At 71.3% G+C, this 23074-nt stretch carries 19 protein-coding genes; 10 read left to right on the top strand and 9 right to left on the bottom strand.

All coding sequences use genetic code 11. From position 1 onward, the window contains the following. Window positions 1–14: 14 nt before the first annotated feature. Together AB0F44_RS07565 and AB0F44_RS07560 are read right to left on the bottom strand one after the other, a co-directional pair. Window positions 15–1169 carry a zinc-binding dehydrogenase gene (locus tag AB0F44_RS07565; RefSeq protein ID WP_357354124.1) on the bottom strand — a complete coding sequence of 385 codons (1155 nt, stop codon included), beginning with the start codon at window positions 1167–1169 and terminating at the stop codon, window positions 15–17. Window positions 1170–1196: 27 nt separating this feature from the next. Beyond that, window positions 1197–2192 carry a hypothetical protein gene (locus AB0F44_RS07560; RefSeq protein ID WP_357354122.1) on the bottom strand — a complete coding sequence of 332 codons (996 nt, stop codon included), beginning with the start codon at window positions 2190–2192 and terminating at the stop codon, window positions 1197–1199. A gap of 243 nt (window positions 2193–2435) precedes the next feature. On the opposite strand from AB0F44_RS07560, the gene thrS reads away from it, so the two are divergent. The 5 genes from thrS (at window position 2436) to AB0F44_RS07535 (ending at window position 9197) form a co-directional block, all read left to right on the top strand. Further along, complete coding sequence (gene thrS, locus AB0F44_RS07555; RefSeq protein WP_357354120.1) at window positions 2436–4424, top strand: threonine--tRNA ligase; 1989 nt, start codon at window positions 2436–2438, stop codon at window positions 4422–4424. Window positions 4425–4624: 200 nt separating this feature from the next. Further along, complete coding sequence (locus AB0F44_RS07550; protein WP_357354118.1) at window positions 4625–5620, top strand: diiron oxygenase; 996 nt, start codon at window positions 4625–4627, stop codon at window positions 5618–5620. 36 nt (window positions 5621–5656) lie between these two features. After that, a complete protein-coding gene (locus tag AB0F44_RS07545; protein ID WP_357354116.1) occupies window positions 5657–7339 on the top strand; it encodes an FAD-dependent oxidoreductase in 1683 nt (560 codons plus the stop codon). Window positions 7340–7379: 40 nt separating this feature from the next. Further along, a complete protein-coding gene (locus AB0F44_RS07540) occupies window positions 7380–8087 on the top strand; it encodes a TetR/AcrR family transcriptional regulator (RefSeq protein WP_357354114.1) in 708 nt (235 codons plus the stop codon). Between the two features lie 57 nt (window positions 8088–8144). Further along, complete coding sequence (locus AB0F44_RS07535) at window positions 8145–9197, top strand: M36 family metallopeptidase (protein WP_357354112.1); 1053 nt, start codon at window positions 8145–8147, stop codon at window positions 9195–9197. Here the strand turns inward: AB0F44_RS07535 and AB0F44_RS07530 are convergent, their stop codons facing one another. From AB0F44_RS07530 to AB0F44_RS07520, 3 genes are all read right to left on the bottom strand, one after another. After that, complete coding sequence (locus AB0F44_RS07530; RefSeq protein WP_357354110.1) at window positions 9198–10727, bottom strand: hypothetical protein; 1530 nt, start codon at window positions 10725–10727, stop codon at window positions 9198–9200. A gap of 91 nt (window positions 10728–10818) precedes the next feature. After that, window positions 10819–11481, bottom strand: a complete 663-nt coding sequence (locus AB0F44_RS07525; RefSeq protein ID WP_045552031.1) for a response regulator transcription factor — start codon at window positions 11479–11481, stop codon at window positions 10819–10821. Beyond that, window positions 11460–12734 carry a sensor domain-containing protein gene (locus AB0F44_RS07520; protein WP_357354108.1) on the bottom strand — a complete coding sequence of 425 codons (1275 nt, stop codon included), beginning with the start codon at window positions 12732–12734 and terminating at the stop codon, window positions 11460–11462. Before AB0F44_RS07520 ends, AB0F44_RS07525 begins: the two co-directional genes overlap by 22 nt. A gap of 110 nt (window positions 12735–12844) precedes the next feature. Here AB0F44_RS07520 and AB0F44_RS07515 point away from each other — a divergent pair, with 110 nt between their 5' ends. The 3 genes from AB0F44_RS07515 to AB0F44_RS07505 are packed head-to-tail and all read left to right on the top strand — an operon-like array spanning window position 12845 to window position 16113. Then, on the top strand, window positions 12845–13636 hold the full coding sequence (locus tag AB0F44_RS07515) for an ABC transporter ATP-binding protein (RefSeq protein ID WP_357354106.1): 792 nt from the start codon (window positions 12845–12847) through the stop codon (window positions 13634–13636). Beyond that, window positions 13633–15516 (top strand): FtsX-like permease family protein, encoded by a 1884-nt coding sequence (locus AB0F44_RS07510; RefSeq protein ID WP_357354104.1) that lies wholly within the window; start codon window positions 13633–13635, stop codon window positions 15514–15516. Before AB0F44_RS07515 ends, AB0F44_RS07510 begins: the two co-directional genes overlap by 4 nt. A 54-nt stretch (window positions 15517–15570) precedes the next feature. Continuing rightward, window positions 15571–16113, top strand: coding sequence for an HIT domain-containing protein (locus tag AB0F44_RS07505; protein WP_357354180.1), 543 nt, complete (start codon window positions 15571–15573; stop codon window positions 16111–16113). A 25-nt stretch (window positions 16114–16138) separates the two neighbouring features. Here AB0F44_RS07505 and AB0F44_RS07500 read toward each other — a convergent pair whose 3' ends face one another. Genes AB0F44_RS07500 through AB0F44_RS07485 form a run of 4 tightly spaced genes read right to left on the bottom strand, consistent with a single transcriptional unit; the run spans window position 16139 to window position 21161 of the window. Then, complete coding sequence (locus tag AB0F44_RS07500) at window positions 16139–17527, bottom strand: gluconate:H+ symporter (RefSeq protein ID WP_357354102.1); 1389 nt, start codon at window positions 17525–17527, stop codon at window positions 16139–16141. A gap of 48 nt (window positions 17528–17575) precedes the next feature. Then, entirely contained in the window at window positions 17576–18211 is a 636-nt protein-coding gene (locus AB0F44_RS07495) for a bifunctional 4-hydroxy-2-oxoglutarate aldolase/2-dehydro-3-deoxy-phosphogluconate aldolase (protein ID WP_357354100.1), read from the bottom strand. After that, window positions 18208–19818: a D-aminoacylase gene (locus tag AB0F44_RS07490; RefSeq protein ID WP_357354098.1), complete on the bottom strand. Its 1611-nt coding sequence runs from the start codon at window positions 19816–19818 to the stop codon at window positions 18208–18210. Before AB0F44_RS07490 ends, AB0F44_RS07495 begins: the two co-directional genes overlap by 4 nt. Window positions 19819–19829: 11 nt before the next feature. After that, window positions 19830–21161 (bottom strand): amino acid deaminase, encoded by a 1332-nt coding sequence (locus AB0F44_RS07485; protein WP_357354096.1) that lies wholly within the window; start codon window positions 21159–21161, stop codon window positions 19830–19832. 125 nt (window positions 21162–21286) lie between these two features. Between AB0F44_RS07485 and AB0F44_RS07480 the strand changes: the two genes are divergently transcribed. Both AB0F44_RS07480 and AB0F44_RS07475 read left to right on the top strand, forming a co-directional pair. After that, window positions 21287–22306: a sugar kinase gene (locus AB0F44_RS07480; protein ID WP_357354094.1), complete on the top strand. Its 1020-nt coding sequence runs from the start codon at window positions 21287–21289 to the stop codon at window positions 22304–22306. Then, complete coding sequence (locus AB0F44_RS07475; protein WP_357354092.1) at window positions 22303–23052, top strand: IclR family transcriptional regulator; 750 nt, start codon at window positions 22303–22305, stop codon at window positions 23050–23052. The genes AB0F44_RS07480 and AB0F44_RS07475 overlap by 4 nt, the downstream gene beginning before the upstream one ends. Window positions 23053–23074 lie beyond the last annotated feature (22 nt).

The raw sequence follows: 23074 nt of genomic DNA, 5'->3' as shown, positions 1-23074 counted from the left end.
TGCTGTGGCTCGTGTCACGCCCAGGGGTCGACGAGGATCTTCGCGTGCGTCTCCGGGTCGGCCAGATCCGAGAAGGCCTGGGCGACGCCGTCGAGCCCGACGGTGCCGGTGTGCAGCGGCGAAGGATCGACCTTCCCGCCGGCGATCAGCTCCAGCGTGCGCGCGAACTCGGCAGGGTCGTAGCCGAAGACGAACCGCAGGTCGATCTCCTTGTGGATCGCGATCGCGGGCCGGATCGTGTCGGGCTCCATGCACACACCCACGACCACGACGCGCGTGTGCAGCGGCGCCGCGGTCATGATCTGCTCGAGCATCCCCGGCACCCCGACGCACTCGAAGACGACTGGACCCGTCGGCGACTGCCCGAGGCGGTCGGCGTTGAGCAGCACCGTCTCCCAGGGGAGCAGCGGGATGCGGCGTACGACCTGCATCGCGTCGATACCGAAGCCCAGGTAGTCGGTCAGCGAGGTCACCGGGCCACGCTGCTTGTAGGCGTCCCACGGCGAGGACTCGCGCGGGTCGACGACCACGTCCGCGCCGCACTTCGCCGCGAGCGCGCGCCGCGCGGGGGAGAGGTCGGAGGCGACCACCGTCTTCACCCCCTGCGCCTTGAGCATGAGGATGACGGCCAGGCCGATCGGGCCGCAGCCGATGACCACGGCCGGGCGCCGTGCGGAGACCGCGCCGCGGCGTACGGCGTGGAAGGCGACCGCCAGCGGCTCGGTGAACACGGCCTGGTCGGGCGAGACGCCGTCGGGCACCGGGAAGGTGAACGCCTCCTGGACGACGCAGTACTCCGCGAAACCGCCGGGGGAGTCGACGTCGAAGCCGACCATGTGGACCGCCCCGTCCGTACGCAGCACCGGCAGCGCCGTCACCGAGGTGCCCGGCTCCCAGCGACCGCGGGTCTCCGGGCCGTACGCCACGACCGAGCCCAGGATCTCGTGGCCCAGCACGATCTCCTGATCGGGCGTCATCGCGGTGGTGTAGCCGATCTCGGTGACCACCTCGTTGAGCTCGTCGGCGTGCTCGCGGACGTGCAGGTCGGAGCCGCAGATCCCGGTGCGCAGCACCTTGATCAGCAGCTGTCCCGGCCCGGGCTCGGGGCGCGGGACCGACCGCACGGAGAGCTCGCCCTTGTGGACCACGGTTGCGCGCATCTGGTTCATCGGCGCCGACGCTACCTCACCCTGTCCTCATCCCGTCGGCAGCGATCCGGACGCGATCCGGTGCAGGTGAGCGGTGAACGAGTGCTGGTGGTCGACGCGCGGCAGCCGCAGCGCGGCGCCGGTGACCAGGTGCAGGGTGACGTCGATGCGCGGGTTGGCCTTGCGCTCGTCGACGACTCCGGTGTCGATGCTGGTCACGTCCTCCCAGAGGATGACATCGGTGTGCCGGGCGTACTCCAGGACCAGGCCGCCCTCGTAGAGCCCGAGGTCCACCGCGAACGGGCGCCGCAGCCCGAGCCAGGCCAGCCGGAATCCCAGGATCAGCCCGCTGAGCGCAACCAGACATCCGGCCAGCACGAGCACCATCGGCAAGTGTGGCCGAGTGGCGACCCAGGCGCCGAGCGCGATGAGTGCCGGGCCGAGGGCCAGCCCGACCGGCACCAGCCACGCCCGTCCGTGCGCGGGGTGGGTGCTCAGCCGGATATCGAGGTCCTCGCTGAGCGTCTCCTCGCCCGGCGTACGGAACCACGCCCGCCGCGTCGGCAGCACCACCAGCCCGAGCAGGGTGAGCGCGATCCCGCCCCAGAGCACCGGGTCGCGGCCCATCCCGAGGATGCGGGCCGGCCACGGGTTGATCGCGTGCTCTCCGTAGGCATCGGAGTCGACCACCCACATCCGGAAGGTCGCCTTCGAGGGGTCGGGGTCGCGGCCGATGTCGCGCAGGGTGCCGTGGATGCTTCCGGTGACCCCCTCGCCGTCGACGCGCCACTGGCCCTGGCAGGAGGTGATCTCGCCGGTGCCGCTGTCGAACTCGCACCGCTCCACCACGCTCACCTCCGCCCACTGGCCGCTGTTCCACCGGTCGGCGGCCTGCTGTGCCACGGCAGTAGCCGGGAACAGCATCGCCAGCGCGCCGAGGCCGAGGGTTATCAGGACGGTCGCCATCGACGTACGTCGATGCAGTTGGAGGACCCGGCGAGACGGGTCGATGAGACGGGACTTGGGGCCGGTGGTGGGGAGCACGAGGCCTTTCACATGAAGGACTGGGACGGACGTCGATCGAGGCTCGGAATTCTAGCCGCATGCCCCCGTGGGTTCTCGCCGACCGAGTCGAAGCCTCGGCGCCGTCCGGGTCGCTGCGCGGCTGTCTCACGACCGTATCTGACACGGGTTCACCCATTCGCAGTACGCCGCCGGCGGCGGATACGATCGGAACGCCGCGCGAGCATCGCGGTCCACACATCACTGGAACCCACAGGAGCATCCGTGTCCGAGATCAAGATCGCCGTACTCACCCCCGACGGGCGCGAGGAACGGGCGGTCACTACGGGCACGAAGGCGTGGGAGCTCTTCGCGGACAACCCCGACGTGATCGCGGCCAGGGTCGGAGAGGACCTCAAGGACCTGGCGTACGAGCTGGTCGACGGCGACGCCGTCGAGGGCGTTCTGATCGACTCCAAGGACGGCCACGACATCCTGCGTCACTCGACCGCGCACGTGATGGCGCAGGCGGTGCAGGAGCTCTTCCCGGAGGCCAAGCTCGGCATCGGCCCGCCGGTGACCGACGGCTTCTACTACGACTTCGACGTCGAGACCCCGTTCGTGCCCGAGGACCTGGTCAAGATCGAGTCCCGGATGAAGAAGATCATCAAGGCCAACCAGAAGTTCTCCCGCCGGGTCACCACCGACGACGACGCCCGCGTCGAGCTGGCCGACGAGCCCTACAAGCTCGAGCTGATCGGTCTCAAGGGATCGGCTGCCGACGCCGCCGAAGGCGCCAGCGCCGAGGTCGGCGGCGGCGAGCTGACCATCTACGACAACCTCGACCGCAACGGCGAGATCGCGTGGAAGGACCTGTGCCGCGGCCCGCACCTGCCGACCACCAAGCGGATCCCGGCCTTCAAGCTGATGCGCAGCGCCGCGGCGTACTGGCGCGGCGACGAGAAGAACAAGCAGCTCCAGCGCATCTACGGCACCGCCTGGGAGTCCAAGGAGGCGCTCGACGCCCACCTGGCCCGGATCGAGGAGGCCGAGCGCCGCGACCACCGCAAGCTCGGCCGCGAGCTCGACCTGTTCTCCTTCCCGGACGAGATCGGTTCCGGCCTCCCCGTCTTCCACCCCAAGGGCGGGATCATCAAGCGGGAGATGGAGGACTACGTACGCGCCAAGCACATCGAGCACGGCTTCGAGTACGTCGGCACCCCGCACATCGCGCGGGAGCAGCTCTTCCACACCTCGGGCCACCTGCCCTACTACGGCGACGGCATGTTCCCGGCGCTCGACGTGGACGGCCAGGACTACCGCCTCAAGGCGATGAACTGCCCGATGCACAACCTGATCTTCCGTTCGCGCGGGCGCTCCTACCGCGAGCTGCCGCTGCGGCTGTTCGAGTTCGGGTCGGTCTACCGCAACGAGAAGTCGGGCGTCATCCACGGGCTCACCCGCGTGCGTGGCTTCGCCCAGGACGACTCCCACTCCTACTGCACCAAGGAGCAGGCGCCGGCCGAGGTCAAGCACCTGCTCGACTTCATGCTGACCGTGCTCAAGGACTTCGGTCTCGACGACTTCTACCTGGAGATGTCGACCCGCGACGACTCCAACAAGGACAAGTTCGTCGGCAGCGACGAGGACTGGGCCGAGGCCACCAAGATCCTCGAGGACGTCGCGTCCGAGACCGGTCTCGACCTCGTACCCGACCCGGGCGGCGCGGCGTTCTACGGCCCGAAGATCTCCGTCCAGGCCAAGGACGCGATCGGCCGGACCTGGCAGATGGGCACGGTGCAGTACGACTTCAACCAGCCGGCCGCTGACCGGTTCAACCTGGAGTATCAGGCCGCCGACGGCACCCGCCAGCAGCCGGTCATGATCCACTCGGCCAAGTTCGGTTCGATCGAGCGGTTCCTCGGTGTGCTGGTCGAGCACTACGCCGGCGCCATGCCGCCGTGGCTCGCCCCGGTCCAGGTCGTCGGGATCCCGGTCGCCGACGCGTTCGACGACTACCTCTACGAGGTCGCCGCCAAGCTGAAGGCCAAGGGCATCCGGGTCGAGGTCGACGAGTCCGACGACCGCTTCCAGAAGAAGATCCGCAACGCTCAGCTCCAGAAGATCCCCTTCATGCTGATCGCTGGCGGCGAGGACGTCGAGAAGGGCGCGGTCAGCTTCCGCTACCGCGACGGTCACCAGGAGAACGGCATCCCGGTCGACGAGGCCATCGTGCGGATCGTCGCTGCCGTGGAGTCGCACGAGCAGGTCTGATCCGACCGAACATCCCGCGAGGGCGGTGCGTGACATGTCACGCACCGCCCTCGCGGCATTTCCGGGCGGTCTCTGAGCGGCGGAAAGATAAACGTGACACGAAGTCGCGCGTACTCTTGTTATCGGGACGCGTGTCCGGGTAACGTGGGTCACGTCGTTAGCAGCTCAACGTAGAACTCAACGGTGAAGGAGCGATCGTCATGACCGCCGTTCAGGATGAGAAGTCCACTGGATACGTCCGCCAGGGCAAGCAGGCCTACCTCGACACGCTTCGTACGCTGTCCGAGGCCTCGGTGGAGGTGCACTTCGACCCGTTCAAGGACATCGACTGGGACTCCGACGAGCTCGCGGTGCTGCCCAACGATGAGCGCTGGATCCTCAACGACGCCGATGAGATCGGTGCCCACCCTTGGTACAAGGCGCTCTCCAAGGAGCGCCAGATCGAGATCGGGATGTACCGCTGGGCCCAGGTCGCCAAGGTCGGCCTGCAGTTCGAGCAGCTGCTCATCGGCGGCGTCATGAACCACCTGGTCTGGTCGAAGAACAACAACCCGGAGTTCCGCTACGCGACTCACGAGGTGACCGAGGAGACCCACCACACCCAGATGTTCCAGGAGTTCGTCAACCGGGTGAACCCCGACGTAGCCGGCGCGCCGACCTACTTCAAGGTCCTGGTGCCCCTCATGGCCTCGGCGGGCGCGTTCTTCCCGGAGGCGTTCTTCACCGGCATCCTCGCCGGCGAGGAGCCGATCGACCACCTGCAGAAGGGCGCGATGCGCTCCGGCGGCAGCCACCCCGCGGCCAACCGGATCATGCAGATCCACATCGCCGAGGAGGCCCGCCACATCGGCTTCGCCCACCAGTACCTCGAGCAGCACGTGCCCGAGCTCGGCCGCGTGAAGAAGACCCTGCTGGCCTACATCTTCCCGATCATCATGCGCCTGCTCTGCGACGTGATCATGGTGCCGAGCAAGCAGGCCCGCTACGACATGGGCATCCCCGACGAGGTCGCACGCGAGATCTGGTGGAAGTCCGAGGAGTCCGAGAAGCTGCTGCGTGACCTCTTCGGTGACGTACGCCTGCTGGCCGACAACCTCGGCATCCGCAAGGGCCCGGCCAAGCTGCTGTGGAGGATGACCGGCATCGACGGTCGCGCCTCGCGCTTCCGCGCCGAGCCGCGCGCGGCGTCCTACTGATCCCCTGAGCCCGACGCGCTAGAACGGTAGTCACAAGTGCCTCACGTCGTCACCCAGTCGTGCTGTGCGGACGCCTCGTGCGTGGTCGCCTGCCCGGTCAACTGCATCCACCCCGCCCCGGGCGAGCCCGGCTTCGGGGAGGCCGAGATGCTCTACGTCGATGCCAAGAGCTGCGTCGACTGCGGCGCCTGCGTCACGGCCTGCCCGGCCGACGCGATCGTCCCGCACACGACCCTGAAGGCCTCGCAGACGCCGTTCCTGGCCATCAACGCGGAGTACTTCGAGGTCTTCCCGCACAAGGACCGCACCCCGCTCGCTCTGGTCCACCCCCAGCGCCGGCTGACCCGCACCGGACCGTTCCGGGTCGCGGTGGTCGGCGCCGGGCCGGCGGGGATGTACGCAGCCGACGAGCTGCTCAAGCACCCCGAGATCTCCGTCGACGTCTTCGACCGTCTGCCGACGCCGTACGGCCTGGTCCGGGCCGGCGTCGCGCCCGACCACCAGAACACCAAGCAGGTCGAGAAGCTCTTCGCGCAGATCGAGTCGCAGCCGGGGTTCCGCTACTTCCTGGGCGTCGAGGTCGGCAAGGACGTCTCCCACGCCGAGCTGACCGCCCGCTACCACGCGGTCGTCTACACCGTCGGCGCGGCGAGCGACCGCGCTCTCGGGATCGACGGCGACGACCTGCCCGGATCGCTGAGCGCGACCGACTTCGTCGGCTGGTACAACGGCCACCCGGACAAGCAGGACCTGCCCGTCCACCTCGACCCGGAGTCCATCCCGTCGGGGCGGGTCGTCCTGGTCGGCAACGGCAACGTGGCGCTCGACTGCGCCCGGATTCTCGCCGAGGACCCGGAGCGGCTGGCCGGCACCGACATCGCCGAGGGACCGCTGGCGGTCCTGCGCGACAGCGCGGTGAAGGAGGTCGTCGTCCTCGGGCGCAGGGGGCCCGGGGAGGCGGCCTTCACCGTCCCCGAGCTGGTCGGGCTGATGGGCCACGACGGCGTCAACGTCGTCGTAGACACCGGTGACCTCCCGCTCGAGGAGGCGCTGGCAGGCGGCGACACCACGACCCGGCTGCTGCGCGAGCTCTCCGGCCGCGAGGTGCGTCCGGAGCTGCGTACGATCGTGCTTCGCTTCCTCAGCTCGCCGGTGCGCGTGCTGGGCGAGGACCGGGTCACCGGGGTCGAGGTCGGCCGCAACCGCCTCGAGCGCGACGAGAACGGCGTCGTCCGGGCGGTCCCGACCGGCGAGACCGAGGTCCTCGAGACCGGGATGTTGCTGCGTGCGGTCGGCTACAAGGGCCTGCCCGTAGCCGACCTTCCCTACGACGGCGCGACCGGCACCGTCCCCAACGAGCGCGGCCGGGTGCTCCCGGGCGTCTACGTCGCGGGCTGGGTCAAGCGCGGCCCCAACGGTTTCATCGGCACCAACAAGTCCGACGCCGAGGAGACGGTCGAGCAGGTGCTCGATGACCTCGACACGGACCGGATCCCGGCCCCGGTCGGTGACGCCGGCGAGATCACCGCGGTCGTACGCAGCCGCCAGCCCGGCATGGTCGACCTGGCCGGCTGGCAGGCGATCGACCGTGAGGAGAAGCGACGTGGCGCCGAGTCCGGCCGTCCGCGGGTGAAGATCACCGATGTCGAGGAGATGAGGGGCATCGCCGCGAAGTCGCGGAAACCCCGATACTCTCTTGGGCGTCGCAAGGAGCGCTGAGACGCTCTCGACAAATGTCACGGGAGCAGGGGAGAAGCGGGTGGCCGGGGAGAAGCGCGATGGTCGGCAGGACCGGTGGAGCAAGCACAACGAGCAGCGCCGCCAGCAGATCATCGATGCCGCCATCGCGGTGATCGAGGCCGGTGAACCCGGCGCCGATGTGCAGGTGCAGCAGATCGCGGTTCGCGCCGGGCTGTCGCGCACGGTGATCTACCGCCACTTCGAGGACCGCGCCGACCTCGACCGGGCCGTACAGCAGGCGATCCTCGACGGGCTCTGGTCCGACCTGATGCCCGGGATCACGCTCGACGGCACCGTGCCGGAGATCATCGAGCGGATCGTCGGCACCTACGTCCGCTGGGCCCGCGCCCATCCGGCGCTCCACCTCGCCGCCGACCACGACATCGACGGTGGCGGCGACGGTCCGTTCCAGCAGGGGATGGAGCAGCTCGCCGGCCGGATCGCGGCGATCGTCGGCACCGCCGTCCTCGCTCTCGGGGGCCAACCCACCGAGGAGGAGGCCGAGGCTCTCGACCCGCTGATCTACGGCTTGGTCGGCGCCGTCTTCGGGGCCGTACGCCGCTGGCTGACCCGCACCGGCGAGCGTCTGCCCGCCGAGACGCTGGAGAGGCTCACCGCCCAGTCCATCTGGTTCGTCATCGACGGCCACGCCCGCGGTTTCGGGATCGAGCTTGACCCCGAACTTCCTCTGGAAGAACTCCTGTCCAAGGACATCCTCGCGGTATAACCTCCCGGTATCACCCGGCCGCTCGGCCGTTCATTCCAGGAGAAGACCATGCCCCACATGCGCAGACTCTCGATCGCCGTCACCGCCGGTCTGGCGGCCACCGCCGGGTTCGCCGTCCCGCTGAGCCCGGCCACCTCGGCCCCGGGCAGCGGCTCCTCCGAGGGCACTGCCCGCGTCTTCATGGTCAACCCGGTCCAGTCCAGCAACGACCAGGACCTGACCGACCAGAAGGACGCCGCGAGCGCCGTGCCGGACAGCGCCTATGCCCAGGTGCCGCTCACCCACCTGGACGGCTCGGGCTACCTCCGCGGCGACTACGCCGTCGTCGAGTCGAGCACCGGCACGCCGGCGTACTCCACGACCAACAGCTACTCCTACAATCGCCAGCAGGACCAGTTCGAGCAGGTCATGGGCTACTTCTGGGTCACTCGAGCGCAGACCTACCTGCACACCCTCGGCTTCGGCGAGACGCTCCCGGGCGTGCTGAACGAGCCGTTCTCGGTCAAGATCAACCAGTACGGCGGCGACAACTCCTACCAGACCGACAAGCCCTTCCGGATCCGGCTGGGCAAGGGTGGTGTCGACGACGCCGAGGACGCCGAGGTGATCGTCCACGAGTACGGCCACGCCGTCCACGCCAGCCAGGTGCCGGGCTACGGCAGCAGCCTGGACGCCGGCGCGATCGGGGAGTCGTTCGGTGACTACCTTGCCGTGACCGTCGGGCTCGACGCCGCCTCGGAGTATGGCTGGCCGGTCGCCGCCGACCCCTCCTGCCCGATGGACTGGGACTCCGTCTCCTACACCGACGCCCCGCACTGCATCCGCAGCTTCCACCTCGACCTGACCCTCGAGGACCGCCGCAACCAGGTGCACTACGACGGCCAGATCTGGAGCCAGGCGCTGTGGGAGATCCGCGAGGGCTACGAGGCGCTCGGTCTCTCCACCCGCGACTGGGACACCACGCTGATCTACTCCCAGTTCTCCTACGCCCCGGACACCAGCTTCCAGGCCGCGGCCGCCGAGACGTACGCCGCGGCTGCTGCTCGCGACGGCCAGGCGGCTGCCGACCTGGTCCGCGACCGGTTCGCCGCCCGGGGGATCACCTTCTGATCATCCCCGGTGGCGCTGCCAGACGTGCCAGTCGTCGTAGCTCGCCCGTTTGACGTAGTGCCGCAGGAGATACTGCTGCGCGTCGTCACCGTCGAGCCCCCACGTATCGAGACTGTCGCCGTGGACCACGACCCACTGCGGTGCCGAGGCTCCGGCCATCACGTCGTGTAGCTGGGCCAGGTGCGGATCGCGGACACGCGCCGGGAGGCTCCACAGATTCTCGTACGGGCTGTCCAGTCCGCTCGCGGCGATGATCTCGGGGTGCCCGAAGCCGACGACGACACCGTCGGTGGGGCGCGCGTGCTCGCGCAGGTAGGACGAGACCCGGCCCTCCGGCGTGACCTCGGGCGGAGCGAGAACCCATAACGCCCAGACCGCGATGGCGGCGGCAACCGAGTAGGCCACGGCGCACCTCAGTGCCAGACCCGACCGCGGACCGGGTCGGGCGATGGCGACCAGCAGCACGAGGCCGGGAACGATGCCGGTCAGGTAGTGCAACCAGTAGCTGCCGCCCGCGGCGACCCCGAACAGCTCCCAGGCGGTCATGGCGAGCACTGGCCTGGCCAGCGGCCCCCCGCGAGTGAGGACCGCGGCGACCGCGATGACAAGCACCACGGCGACACCGCTGCCCAGCGACGCCGCCGCAAGCTGCATGCCCCGTGCGACGGTCGCGGAGGTTGCCGAGCCGTCGATCATCTCCATGGCCTCGATGCGGAACACCACAACAGCGCTCCACAGTTCCGGCACGGAGGTTCCCCGCGCCCAGGCTCCGAGGAGGGCCGCGCCGAGCAGCACCGCGGCGCCGCCTGTGAACGCGGCGGCCCGTTCCCACAACCGGGGAACCCGCCCGGGCGAGACCGCGAGGAGGACGGCTGTGAACACGAAGACGTCGATGAAGTTCTGCTTGACCAGCGCGGCAGCCATGCCGGATGCCCCCGCCCCGGCGGCGAGCACGGCCGTACGCCATCCCCATGGTCTGCGCATCGCCGTCACCGCGCACACCAGACCGAGCAGGACGAATGGCACCGCGAGCAGCTCACCGTTGACCACTGACATCCCGAGCAGCGGGCTCGACAGCAGTGCGGCCGCCAGCACGACGGTCGTGAGCCGCGCTGAGCGATTGCCCGGGGACACCTGGCTGGCCAGGACGCCGGCCAGGACCACCGACATCCCACTGGCCACGGCGCCGAGCAGCTTGAGCCCGGGAGCGACGAGCCCTGAGGCCGTCGCGTCCACAGGCCCGAGGTGGCCAGCGATGTTGAACAGCCAGAGCAGCAGTGGCGGCCTGTCGACCCAGTAGTCTCCGTACAGCGAATCGCCCGGCTCCCACTGCTGGGCGAGCATCAGAAAGCCACTCTCGTCCGCGGTCAGCGGTCGGTGGAGGAAGTGCAGCCACGCGGCCATCGCCACCAGAGCGGCCACCAGCACGATCGCGGTGTCTGCCCAGCTTCTGGCCGTGAGGCGTGCGCTACTGCCGCCGGGCCTCGCGGGCGCCGACGCAGAGGTGCGGTCGCTGACGGGAGTGGTCACTTCGGCACGCTGGATTGAGCCGCTTGCGCGCTACGTCGTGGGGCGTTTCCACTCTATGACCGTCACCCAAGCGAGTGCCGAGGGCGGTCGTCTAGGCCTCGCGCAGGTAGGCGAGGACGGCGGAGACGCGGCGGTCGGTGGTGGGGTCGAGCCGGAGCTTGGCGAAGATGTTGCCGACGTGCTTGCGCACGGCGGCCTCGGAGACGAAGAGCGCGGTGGCGATGCTGCCGTTGGTGCGCCCCTCGGCCATCAGGGCCAGGACCTCTCGCTCGCGCTCGGAGAGCACGTCGAGCGGACCGTCGGGCTGGTGCCGGTTGAGGAGACCGCGTACGACCTGGGGGTCGACGACCGTCTCGCCGCCGGCCACCCGGTCCAGGCTGTCGAGGAAGTCCCGGACGTGGCCGACCCGGTCCTTGAGGAGGTAGCCGATGCCGCCGCCACCGGTGGTGTCGAGGAGCTCGGCGAGGTAGGCGTCGGCGACGTACGCCGAGAGCACCAGGACGGCCAGGTCGCGGTGCCGCCGGCGGAGCTCGGCGGCGGCACGCAGCCCCTCGTCGGTGTGGGTCGGCGGCATCCGGATGTCGGTGATGACCACGTCGGGGCGGGTGTGGTCGGTGAAGGCGAGCAGGGCGTCCGCGTCGCCGACCGCGGCGATGACCTCGTGGCCGGCTCGCTCGAGGATGGCGAGGAGCCCCTCGCGCAGCAGCGCGGCGTCCTCGGCGAGGACGATCCTCAGGGGAGCGCGGTCGGGCACGTCATCCTCACTTCCGTCGGTCCGCCCGGTGGGCTGGTGACTTCCAGGGTGCCGTCCAGAGCGGCCAGACGGGTGGCCAGACCGGCGAGCCCGCCGCCGGGACGTACGGCAGCGCCGCCGTCCCCATCATCGCGTACGCCGACCTCGAGCCGGTCGCCGGTGACCTGCCCCTGGACGCGGGCGGAGTGGGCACCGGCATGGCGGACCGCGTTGGTGAGCGCCTCGGCGACCACGAAGTACGCCGCGGCCTCGACCGGTGCCGGCAGTCGACCGTCCACACGCAGGTCGACCGAGACCGGCAGCCCGGCGGTGCCGGCGAGCTCGCGGACGGCAGCGGTGAGCCCGTGGTCGACGAGCACCCGAGGGTGGATCCCGCGGACGGTGGCGCGCAGCTCGGCCAGCGCCGTCTCGGCCTGGGTGTGCGCCTGCCGGACGAGGTCGAGCCCGGCGCCCTCGGGCACCTCCAGCTCGGCCAGGCCGAGCGTCATGGTCAGCGCGACCAGCCGCTGCTGCGCGCCGTCGTGGAGGTCGCGCTCGATCCGGCTGCGCTCGGTCTCGAAGGCGTCCACGAGATCGACGCGGGAGCGGCGCAGGTCGGCGACGGCCGCGGCCAGCCGGGTCTGGGCCGGTTCGAGCAGGAGCCGCGCAAGGCTGGCCTGGGCGGCGGCGAGGAGGGTGGCGGCGTACAGGCCGGCGATCAGCAGCACCAGCCCCGGGAGCACGGCGATCCAGGCCTCCGTGGGCGTGGTGAGCTGCCAGGGTCCGAACGCGACGGGACCGTCGAGCCGCACCAGGACCGGGGCGAGCACGAGCACACCCGGAATGGTGATGATCAGGTTGAGCGCGACGGCGTCGACCACCCACAGCACCGTGGCGACCAGCACGGTGTAGCCGACCTCGGGCCCGGAGATCCGCAGCCGGCGCAGTGCCCGGAGCCGGTCGCTCCACGCGATCGGGGCCGGCGGCTCGGGCGACCCGGGACGGGCCTCGGGGAGGATCAGCCGGAGGCGTACCCGCTCCACGTCGGCGACGAGCGCGGCCAGCAGCGGGATCCCGGCGAGGACCAGCACGCCGACCAGGACGACCAGGGTGAGCAGCCCGACGCCGACCAGCACGAACAGCGCGACGGCGACGACGAGACCGACCAGAGCACCGGAGGCCAGATAGGCCAGCGCGCGCCAGGGCCAGCTGGAGGCGAGCAGGCGCCAGGGCGAGGAGCGCAGCGCGGCCCAGACGTCGGGTGGTGGTCTCATGAGTCTCGAGCCTAGGCACTCGACACCCCACGATGGGGTAGCGCACGCGCTACCTCGCTGTGGCGTCTGCGCCCGGGTGCGCGCCGCGTACGAGGCGTTTGCTGGAAACCATGACCGCCACCTTCCCGGCCGCCGTCCATCCGCCGCGGCGGCCCGGCCCGCCCGCCGTCGTTCTCGACGACGTCACCCGCACCTATCGGTCCCGCTCCGGCACGGTCCACGCCCTGCGGGGCGTGAGCCATGCCTTCGCCTCCGGGACGTTCACCGCGATCATGGGTCCGTCGGGATCGGGCAAGTCCACCCTGATGCAGATCGCCGCCGGCCTGGACCGACCGACCCGGGGCAGCGTCCGGGTCGCCGGCACCGGCCTGGCCGGCCTGAACCGGACGACCCTGACGAAGCTGCGCCGAGAGCTGATGGGCTTCGTCTTCCAGCAGTACAACCTGCTCGACGCCCTCACCGCGTACGACAACGTCGCCCTTCCCGCCCGTCTCGCCGGTCGGCGCCCGAACCGGGCCGAGGTGATCGGGGCTCTCGAGCAGGTCGGTCTGCACGGGCTCGCCCGGAGGCGGCCGCCGGAGCTCTCCGGCGGCCAGCAGCAGCGCGTCGCCATCGCGCGTGCGCTGCACGCCCGGCCCGCGGTGCTCTTCGCCGACGAGCCCACCGGTGCGCTGGACCGTCACGCCGGACGCGACGTGCTCGAGCTGCTCCGGAACCTCGTCGACGCGCCAGTGACTCACGGGCCGGCGCAGACGGTCGTGATGGTCACCCACGACCCGCTCGCCGCCTCGTACGCCGACAGCGTGCTGTTCCTCGCCGACGGCCAGGTCGTCGGGCAGATGGAGCGCAGCGACGCGGCCCGGATCGCCGCCCGGATGGCCGAGCTGGAGCCGGTGGGATGAGCATCGTCTCGCTGGCCGCGCACAGTCTGAAGACACTGCGCCAGTCGTGGCCTCCGTACGCCGGGGCCGCCGTCGCCCTCGCCGGCGGCATCGCCCTGATCACTCTCGCGACCAACATGCTGGGAGCGCTCGGAACGGCCACCGAGGGGCTGGACCCGCAGACGCGGACGCAGATCGACGACCTCGGGTCGCTGTTCGGCATCATGGCCGGCATCTCGCTCTTCCTGGCGCTCTTCGTGGTCTCCTCGACCTTCGGCTTCGTGGTGGCCACCCGGCGCCGAGAGCTCGGCCTGCTCCGCCTGCTCGGCGCCACCCCGCGCCAGGTGCGGACCCTGCTGCTCGGAGAGGCGCTCGCGGTCGCGGCCGTCGGCACGGTCGCCGGCTGCCTGCTCGGCACCGCCGTCACGGTGCCGGTGCTGCACGTCCTGCACCAGGCCGGGGTCACTCCGGTCCTGCTCGCGATGCCGGGCCAGGGCACCGGGTGGGCGATCGCCGCCTCCTGCGGTGTCGGGGTCGCCCTGGTCGGCGCCTGGCGCGCGGGCGCCCGCGCGGGACGTACGCAGCCGGTCGAGGCGCTCCGCGACGCGGTCCTCGAGCGACGACGGCCCACAGTGATCCAGGCGCTGGTCGCCCTCACCGCGGCCGGCGCGCTGGTCGCGACCGCCGTGTTCGCCTCCGGGATGCCGCTGCTGTTCGCCCTGCTCGTGGGCATGTTCCTGCCGATCGTCGCCGTGATCGGGGCCAACGCGGTGGGCGGCCTGCTCTACACCGAGCTCGCGGCTCTCGCTGGTGCCACGGTGGCGGGACGGGACCCGGCGGCGCACCTGGCCCGCGATCTCGCCCGCACCAGCAGCCGGATGACCGCCGCGGTGGCGGCGCCCGTGGTGGCCATCATGGCGGTGGCGGGCTCGATGGTGCTCGCGGTCGGTGCGACCGCCGACTGGAGCGAGGGCGCCGACCGGGCCGCGCTCAGGTCGGAGCTGGTCGTCGAGCAGGCAGAGCGGCCGGAGCGGATCCAGGACGTGCCCGGGGTGGGCGTGAGCGACGTACGCCGCACGGCGCAGGTCGGTTTCGGGGGCGGCCCCGAGGACGTCGAGGTCGTCGACGTCTCGAGCGCGGCCGCCACGCGGAGCCTGCAGGCGACCCAGGGCAGCCTCGACGACCTGCACGGCCGGGCGATGGCGGTCACCGCCTCCTACGTCACCGACCTCGGCGGCCGGGTCGGCCAGACCCGCCGGATGCGCATCGACGGCCGGCTCGTCAAGGTGCGTCTGGTCGCGGTCGTCCCCGACGCTCCGAACCTGTGGAGCGACATCATCGTGCCCGACGACCTGCCACGCATCGACCGGGTCGCCCGCGACACCGGCACGGTCTTCCTACGCACCGACGCCGGCGCGGACGTCGCCGGAACCGCACGGTCGATCCGGGAGACCGGCGCCGAGGTGAGCACCGGTGAGGAGTGGATCGGTGCGGTCTCGGCCGAGGCGAGGGAGATGAACACGGTCGTGCTGTGGGTGATGCTCGGCCCGGCCGGGGTCTACGCCGCGATCGCGGCCGTCAACGCGGTCCTGATCGGGGCGAGCCAGCGCCGCCGCCAGACCGCCACCGCCCGGCTCGTCGGCGCCACCCCGGCACAGGTCCGCCGGACCGCGCTCTGGGAGACGGTGTTCACCGGCACTGGTGCTCTGCTGGTCGGAGGCGCGGTCACCGGGTTCACCGGCTGGCTGATGCGGCAGGCGGTCGTACGCGACGTGCCCGGCGCTCCGCTGACGTTCCCCTGGCAGGCCCTGTCCGGGATCACGGCCGCCTGCCTGGTCGTGCTGCTCGCCGCCGCTGTCGCGGGGGCGTACGCGCTGAGGGGCGGGGAAGCGCCCGAATGAGCCTGTCCTGAATGGGCCTGTGAGGGGTTAAGTAGTGTTTGCCGCGTGACAGAGATGGACGGCGTACTCACCCAGGACGGCATCGGCGAGGGCGACGGCCTGGAGCGGCTGTGGACGCCCTACCGGATGGCCTACATCCGTGGGGAGAACAAGCCCACCGACCCCTCGGAGACGAAGTGCCCGTTCTGCCGGGTGCCGACGCTCGATGACGCCGAGGGCTTGGTCGTCCACCGCGGCGAGACCTGCTTCGTCGTGCTCAACCTCTACCCGTACGCCCCGGGCCACATGATGGTGTGCCCCTACCGCCACATCGCCGGCTACGTCGAGACCACCGACGAAGAGGCCGCCGAGATGGCGGTGCTGACCAAGCAGGCCGTACGCACCCTCGCCGGCGTCTCGCAGGCCGAGGGTTTCAACATCGGGATGAACCAGGGCACCGCGGGCGGCGCCGGCATCGCCGCCCACCTGCACCAGCACATCGTGCCCCGCTGGGTCGGCGACCAGAACTTCATGCCGATCATCGGCCGCACCAAGACCCTGCCCCAGCTCCTGACCGACACCCGCGACCTGCTCGCGCAGGCGTGGGCGTCGGTCTAGGAGCTTTTAGGGCTGGGCCTAGGACTCAGACGATCGCCCAGGCCACGGCGGCGGCCGCGAACCCGACGATCGAGAGCACCGTCTCCAGCACCGTCCAGGTCGCCAGGGTCTGCTTCACGGTGAGGTTGAAGTAGCGCGAGACGATCCAGAAGCCGCCGTCGTTGACGTGGCTGAGGATGATCGAGCCGGCGGCGATCGCGACGGCGATCACGGCGAGCTCGGGCTGTGAGTAGCCGGTGCCGAGGGTCGGCGCGATGATGCCGCCGGTGGTCACGATCGCCACGGTCGCGGAGCCCTGGGCGATCCGGAGGGCGCAGGAGATGACGTACGCCAGCAGCAGGATCGGCAGGCCGGCGTCGGATAGCACCTCGGCGAGCGCGGTGCCCACGCCGGTCGCGGTGATCACCGCGCCGAAGAAGGCGCCGGCGCCGACGACGAGCAGGATCATGCCGACCGGCCGCAGCGAGGCGCCGGTGAACTCGGAGATCTCCTCGAGGCTCATCCCGCGCCGGATGCCGAGCAGCCAGAAGGCGAGGAGCACGGCGATGGTGAGTGCGATCGCCGGGTTGCCGAAGAAGGTGAGCAGGCTGAGCAGCCGGCCCGGGTCGAGCAGCATCGTGCCGAAGGTCGCGCCGAGGATCAGGATCAGCGGCACCGCGATGACCCCGAGGACGAGGGAGAGCGCGACCGGGGTGGTGGGCGTCTTGTCCTGCTCCGCCTCGGTCTCCGCGACCAGGAACTCCTCGGGCACCGAGACCTGGACGCGCGGGGCGATCCACATCGGGAAGAGGATCCCGGCCGCGGCGAACGCGGGGAGGCCGCACAGCAGGCCCATGATGATCAGCCAGCCGAGGTCGACCCCGAGGAGACCGCCCAGGGCCGTGGGTCCCGGGTGCGGCGGCAGGAAGGCGTGCGTCATCGACAGGCCCGCGAGGACAGGGAGGGCGTAGAGGACGAGCGACTTGCCGCCGCGGTGAGCGGCGACGTAGACCAGCGGCGCGAGCACGAAGATGCCGATGTCGAAGAAGACCGGGATCCCGAAGATCAGGCCGACCAGGCCCATCGCGACCGGGGTGCCGCGCTCGCCGAAGATGCCGATCAGCCTCGCGGCGAGGACGTCGGCGCCGCCGGACCGCTCGAGCAGCGACCCGAGGACGGTGCCGAGACCGATGATGAGCGCGATGTGGCCCAGTACGCCGCCGAAGCCGGTCTCGATGAGCGACTCCTTCGCGGAGAGTGCGGTGCCGACCATCTGCTCGACGGAGAGGCCGGCTGCGACGGCGAGGCCGATGCCGCTGATGAAGAGGGCGATGAAGGGTTCGAGCTTCACCTTGATGATCAAGAAGAGGAGCACGGCGATCGCTGCGGCGCAGAGCAGCAGCAGGCCGGTGGTACTTGTCTGGAGCCAATGCATGGTTGGTTCTCCCGTCGGGTCAGTGTGGGGGATGGGTGGGGGATGGACTCAGCGCAGAGCTGCACGGAACCGGGCGGCGTTGGTGGTGATCTGCTCCCACCGGGCCTCGTCGACGTCGGCGGGCTGGACCACCGACGTCCCTGCGGTCACGGCGACGGCGCCGGCCCGCAGGAACTCCGCGGCGTTGTCTTCGTCGACTCCGCCGGAAGGGATCAGGGCGACCTCGGGGAACGGACCCCGCAGGTCGGAGAAGTAGCGCGGGCCGACGGACCGGGCCGGGAAGATCTTGACCGCGTCGGCGCCGAGCGCGGTCGCGGTGAGGACCTCGGTCGGGGTCAGGGCGCCGAGGACGACGGCCGCGCCCGCGGCGTGGCCCTCGGCGACGATCTCCGCCGCCTCCGGTGGCAGGCCGGGCGTCACCAGGAACCGGGCGCCGGCCGCGAGCGCGGCGCGCGCCTGGTCGGCGTTCACGACTGTCCCGGCGCCGATGACGATGTCTTCTGCCCGGGCGCTGACCTGCGAGATCAGGTCGGTGAGGCCTGGCGTCGTGTAGGTCAGCTCGACTGTCCGGATGCCACCGGCAGCCAGTGCGTGGCAGAGGGCGACGGGATCGTCGAGCCGGGAGGCGCGTACGACCACCAGCGCCTGGTCGGCCCGGAGTGTCTCGATCACGGGGTTGCTCATCGCGTTCGGGTTCCTTCGTCGGTGCGGCGCAGCGCCCGTCCGGGCAGTGCGTCGGTGCGATGGCCGTCCTCGATGACGGCGGTGCCGTTGACCAACACCCAGTCGATGCCGCGCGCCTGCTGTCGTGGCTGCTCGAACGTGGCGGTGTCCTGGACGGTGTCGGGGTCGAGGAGCACCAGGTCGGCGGCGTACCCCTCCCGGACGAGGCCGCGCTCCTGGAGCCGGAGCCTCGCCGCGGGCCGGCCGGTGAGGTGGTGGACGCAGTCGACCAGGTCGAGCACCCCGAGCTCGCGTACGTAGCGGGCGAGGTAGCGGGGGAAGGTGCCCCACGCGCGCGGGTGCGGGCGCTCGCCGACGAGGATCGCGTCGCTGCCGCCGCAGTGGGTGCGGTGCCGCATGATCGTCTGCACGTTCTCCTCGTGGCCGACGTGCTGGAGGATCGTCGTGGCCAGCCGGTCGCGGACGAGCAGGTCGAAGAAGACGTCCGTGGCCACCTGGCCGCTCTCCTCGGCGATCTCGGCGACGGTGCGGCCGACGTGAGGCGACAGTTCGGGGTTGCGTACGCCGCTGATCTGGATCGTGCGCCAGTCGGTCACGCAGCCGTGACAGCCGTCGGTGCCGACGTGGTCGAGCTCGTGCGCGATTCGGGCACGGTCGCTGGGGTCGTCGATCCGCGCGAGCAGGGCGTCCGGGCCGCCGGAGGTCGACCAGCTGGGCAGCACCGCGCTGAGCGTCGTGGCGCCGGGGAGGTAGGGGTAGGTGTCGAGCGTGATGTCGACGCCGTCGTCCAGGCCGGCCTCGATGAGGTCGATGAGCTCGCCGGCCCGCCCGCGGTTGGGCTCGAAGTTCATGGTCGCGTGGGTGAGGTGGAGGGCGCACCCGGAGGTCCGGGCGACGGCGATCATCTCGGCGTACGCGTCCAGCGCACCGGCCCCGTAGGAGCGGTGGTGCGGGCTGTAGTAGCCGCCCGCCTCGGCGACGACCCGGCACAGCGTGGCCAGCTCGTCGTCGTCGGCGAACATGCTCGGCGGGTAGGTCAGGCCGCTGCTCATCCCCACCGCGCCCTCCTCGAGGCCGACCCGGAGCAGCCGGGCCATCTCGGCGATCTCGGCGCGGGTGGCAGGCCGGTTGTCAGGACCGACGACCATCAGCCGCAGGGTCCCCTGCGGGACGAGGTACGCCGCGTTGCACGCGATCCCGCGGTCGAGCCGGTCCAGGTAGCCGGCGACGGTGTCCCAGTCGAAGTCGAAGTCGTCGGGCTCGCCGTTCCAGCCCGCGATCTGGCGGCGCAGGTGGGCGCGCGCGGTCGGGTCGGCGGGCGCGAACGAGAGGCCGTCCTGCCCGACGACCTCGAGCGTGACACCCTGGCTCACCTTGGCGGTGTGGTCGGGGTTGACCAGGATCTGCAGGTCCGAGTGGGCGTGCATGTCGATGAACCCCGGGGTCAGCGCCCGCCCGGCGGCGTCGATGGTGCGCCGCGCGGCCGGTGCCGGGGCATCGGTGTGGATGCCCGTGATCCGCCCCGCGTCGATGCTGACGTGGGCGTGGAATGCCGGGGCGCCGCTGCCGTCGATGACGGTCGCGTCGCGGATGAGCAGGTCGGTCATGGTGGCTCCTCTCAGAACCAGGTGCGCACGAGGTCGACGACGACCGGGTCGTCGGCGTCGGCGTCGTCGAGGACCGGGATGAGGCCCCACTTGTCGAAGGCGGTGCACGGGTGCGAGAGCCCGAGACGGAGCTCGTCGCCGATCACGACGGGTGCCTCGGTGGCGGGGTCCCAGCGGAGGAAGCCATGCTGGTCGTTGAGTGCGGTCACGGCGACGCCGGTGATCGGGGTCGCGGGGGAGCCGGTCGTCCGCGCCCGCAGCAGCTGGGCCTCGGGCAGGCCCTCGTCGAAGGGCAGGTCGCGCTTGCCCGCGTCGAAGAGCGCGAGCCCCGGCTCCGGCTGGGAGGAGATCCGCACCCAGCCGTGGAGGGCGCTGCGCAGGCCGGGCCCGGTGGTGCGCGGGGCGCTGCCGAGCGGCGAGATGCCGCGGTAGAAGCCGTCGTCATGGGTGATGTAGGCGCCGCTGCGGAGCACCACGCGGGCCTCGTCGTCGGCCACCAGCGGTGCGAGCGCATCGGCCACCTGCTCGAAGTAGGCGCTGCCGCCGGCGCTCACCACCGGTGTCCGGCCGGCGGGCAGCAGGCCGGAGATCCGCCGGTGCAGAGAGACCAGGCTGTCGACGTACGCATGGACGACGCCGAGCGCGGCCTCATCGGTGGTGTGCGCCAGGGCGCCCTCGTAGCCGGTGACCCCGGCGAGCTCCAGGTGGGGTGAGGCAGCGATGGCCTCGGCGACGGCGACCGCGGTCGCCTCGTCCCGGGCACCGGTGCGGCCGCCTGTGGCGCCGCGCTCGACGAGGACGCCGAGCGGGCGTCGCGGCCCGGCCTCGGCGGCATGGGCCGCGAGCGCGTCGTGCATCAGGGAGACCGTCTGTGGCGAGTCGGCCCACACCAGCACCTCGAGCCCCGGCTCCTCGGTGATCTGGTCGGAGATCCAGCGCAGGGTGAGCGGGGAGACGATCGCGTTGGCCACGATCACCCGGGAGACGCCGAAGGCGCGGGCGACGGCGAGCTGGGGGAGGTTCGCCACCGTGATCGCCCAGGCGCCGGCGGCGAGCTGCTCGGCCCACAGCTGCGGAGCCATCGTGGTCTTTCCGTGCGGTGCCAGGGCGATGCCGCGCTCGGCGCACCAGGCTGCCAGCACGTCACGGTTGTGGCTCATCGCGATGCGGGAGAGGGAGAGCATGGGCGTGGGCAGCTGCGAGAGCCGGGGCGCCGCGTCGAGCACCTCGGCGACCGTGCGTCCCCACAGTCCCGGCGGGATCGCCTTGTGGCGCCAGTCGACGCGCTCCTCGCGCAGTGCCGCGATGGCCGCTGTGTCGATGTGGGCTGCCGGGTGATCCATGGCCCGTCCTTCCTTCGTTGCACATTATGCAACAGAGATTGCATAATTCGATTCGTTAGTTGTAACATCGGCCACGCCGGGCGTCAACGGTTCGGCGGAGAACCAACAGGGGAGGAGCTCCATTCGTGGGCAGTAGCGGAGACGTGCGAGCGATCTGTCTCGGGGAGGCGATGGTCGTCCTGCGTCCGGAGGGCGACCAGTCGCTGGCCGGGGCGACGACCCTGCGGCGTTCGGTCGGCGGCGCGGAGGCCAACGTGGCCGGAGCTCTCGCCGCCCTCGGGGTGCGGACCGCCTGGGTGTCCCGGCTCGGCCAGGACCCGTTCGGCGACGTCGTGACCGAGGATCTGATCGCCCGCGGGGTGGACGTCGAGGCCGAGCGCGACCCCGCGCGGCCGACGGGGCTCTATCTGAAGGAGCCCGCCCCCGGCGGCAGCCGTATGCACTACTACCGCGCCGGCTCCGCGGCCGCCGCGATGGACGCGGGCCTGCTGGACCTGCCCGGGGTCACGGAGGCGCTGGCCTCGGCCGAGGTCGTGCACACCTCCGGCATCACCGTCGGCATCCTCGAGGAGGGATCGACGCTGGTCACCCGCCTGCTGGCATTGCGAGATGAGCTCGGCTTCCGGCTCAGCGTCGACCTCAACTGGCGACCGGCCCTGTGGGCCGGACGCAGCATCGCGCCGCTGCTCGACCTGCTCCGCGCGGCCGACATCGTTCTGCTCGGCGCCGACGAGGCACGGGCGGCGCTCGGCGCGCACACTCCGCAGGAGCTCCGGGAGCTCCTGGGCGAGCGTCCTCGGCTGGTGATCAAGGCCGACTCCCACGCGGCCGGTGAGTACGACGCGGACGGAGGCGCCACGCAGGTCCCGGCGCTCCGGGTCGACGTCGTGGAACCGGTGGGTGCGGGCGACGGTTTCGCGGCGGGCTACCTCGCCGCGCTCGTCGACGGCATCGGCCCGGTCGGCCGGCTGCGCCAGGGCCATCTGGTCGCGGCGGGCGTGCTGGCCGCGACCGGCGACCACGCACGACCGCCGGCCGCCGACGTTCGCACCCGTCTGCTCGAGTGCTCCGAGGACGACTGGGCCGCGACCCGGGTGAGTGCCTTCGGCATCGACTCCCCGGCGACCCGTGAGGCGGCCCGATGAGTCAGAGTCTTTCCCGCGCGCTGCAGATCCTCATCGAGCTCGGTGAGGGCGAGCGTTCGCTCGATCAGGTGGCCGCCAGCCTCGAGGTCCACAAGACCACCGCGATGCGGCTGCTGCACACCTTGGAGGCGGACCGCTTCGTACGCCGCGACGACCGCCAGCGCTACCATCTCGGCTCCCGGCTGTTCGCCCTCGGCGCGGCAGCCCTCTCCCAGCACGCGATCCGCGACGTGGCCCAACCCCACCTGACCCGCCTCGCGGCCGAGACGGGCGGCCAGGCCGTCCACCTCGCTGCGTACGAGAACGGCACGGCCGTCTACCTCGCCAAGGTGGAGAGCACCCACTCGGTGCGGATGTACTCCCGGGTGGGTCTGCCCGCCGCGCTGCACGCGACCGCCGTCGGCAAGGTGCTGGTCGCGGGCCTGCCCCCGGGCGAGCAGCAGGCCGTGGTCGCGGGCATCGACTTCCGACCGTTCACCAGCCGCACCATCCCGGATGCGGCCAGCTATCACGAGGTGCTCGCCCGGACGCTCGAGCAGGGCTGGGCCGAGGACGCCGCCGAGCACGAGGACTTCATCAACTGCGTCGGGGCGCCCGTACGCGACGAGGCCGGGCGCGTCGTCGCCGCGGTCTCCGTCTCCGTGCCCGACGTCATCCTGCCCCGCGAGGGGGTGCGTGCCCTGGTGCCGCAGCTCCTCGCGGCCACCGAAGCGATCTCCGCCGACTGGGCCGGCCGGAGCTCATGAGAACACCCCGAGAGGAAACCCA

The sequence above is a fragment of the Nocardioides sp. NPDC023903 genome (assembly GCF_040639295.1).
GTDB lineage: Bacteria > Actinomycetota > Actinomycetes > Propionibacteriales > Nocardioidaceae > Nocardioides.
The sequence above is the reverse complement of the archived record's forward strand: the minus strand, read 5'-3'. Positions and strand labels throughout refer to the sequence as shown.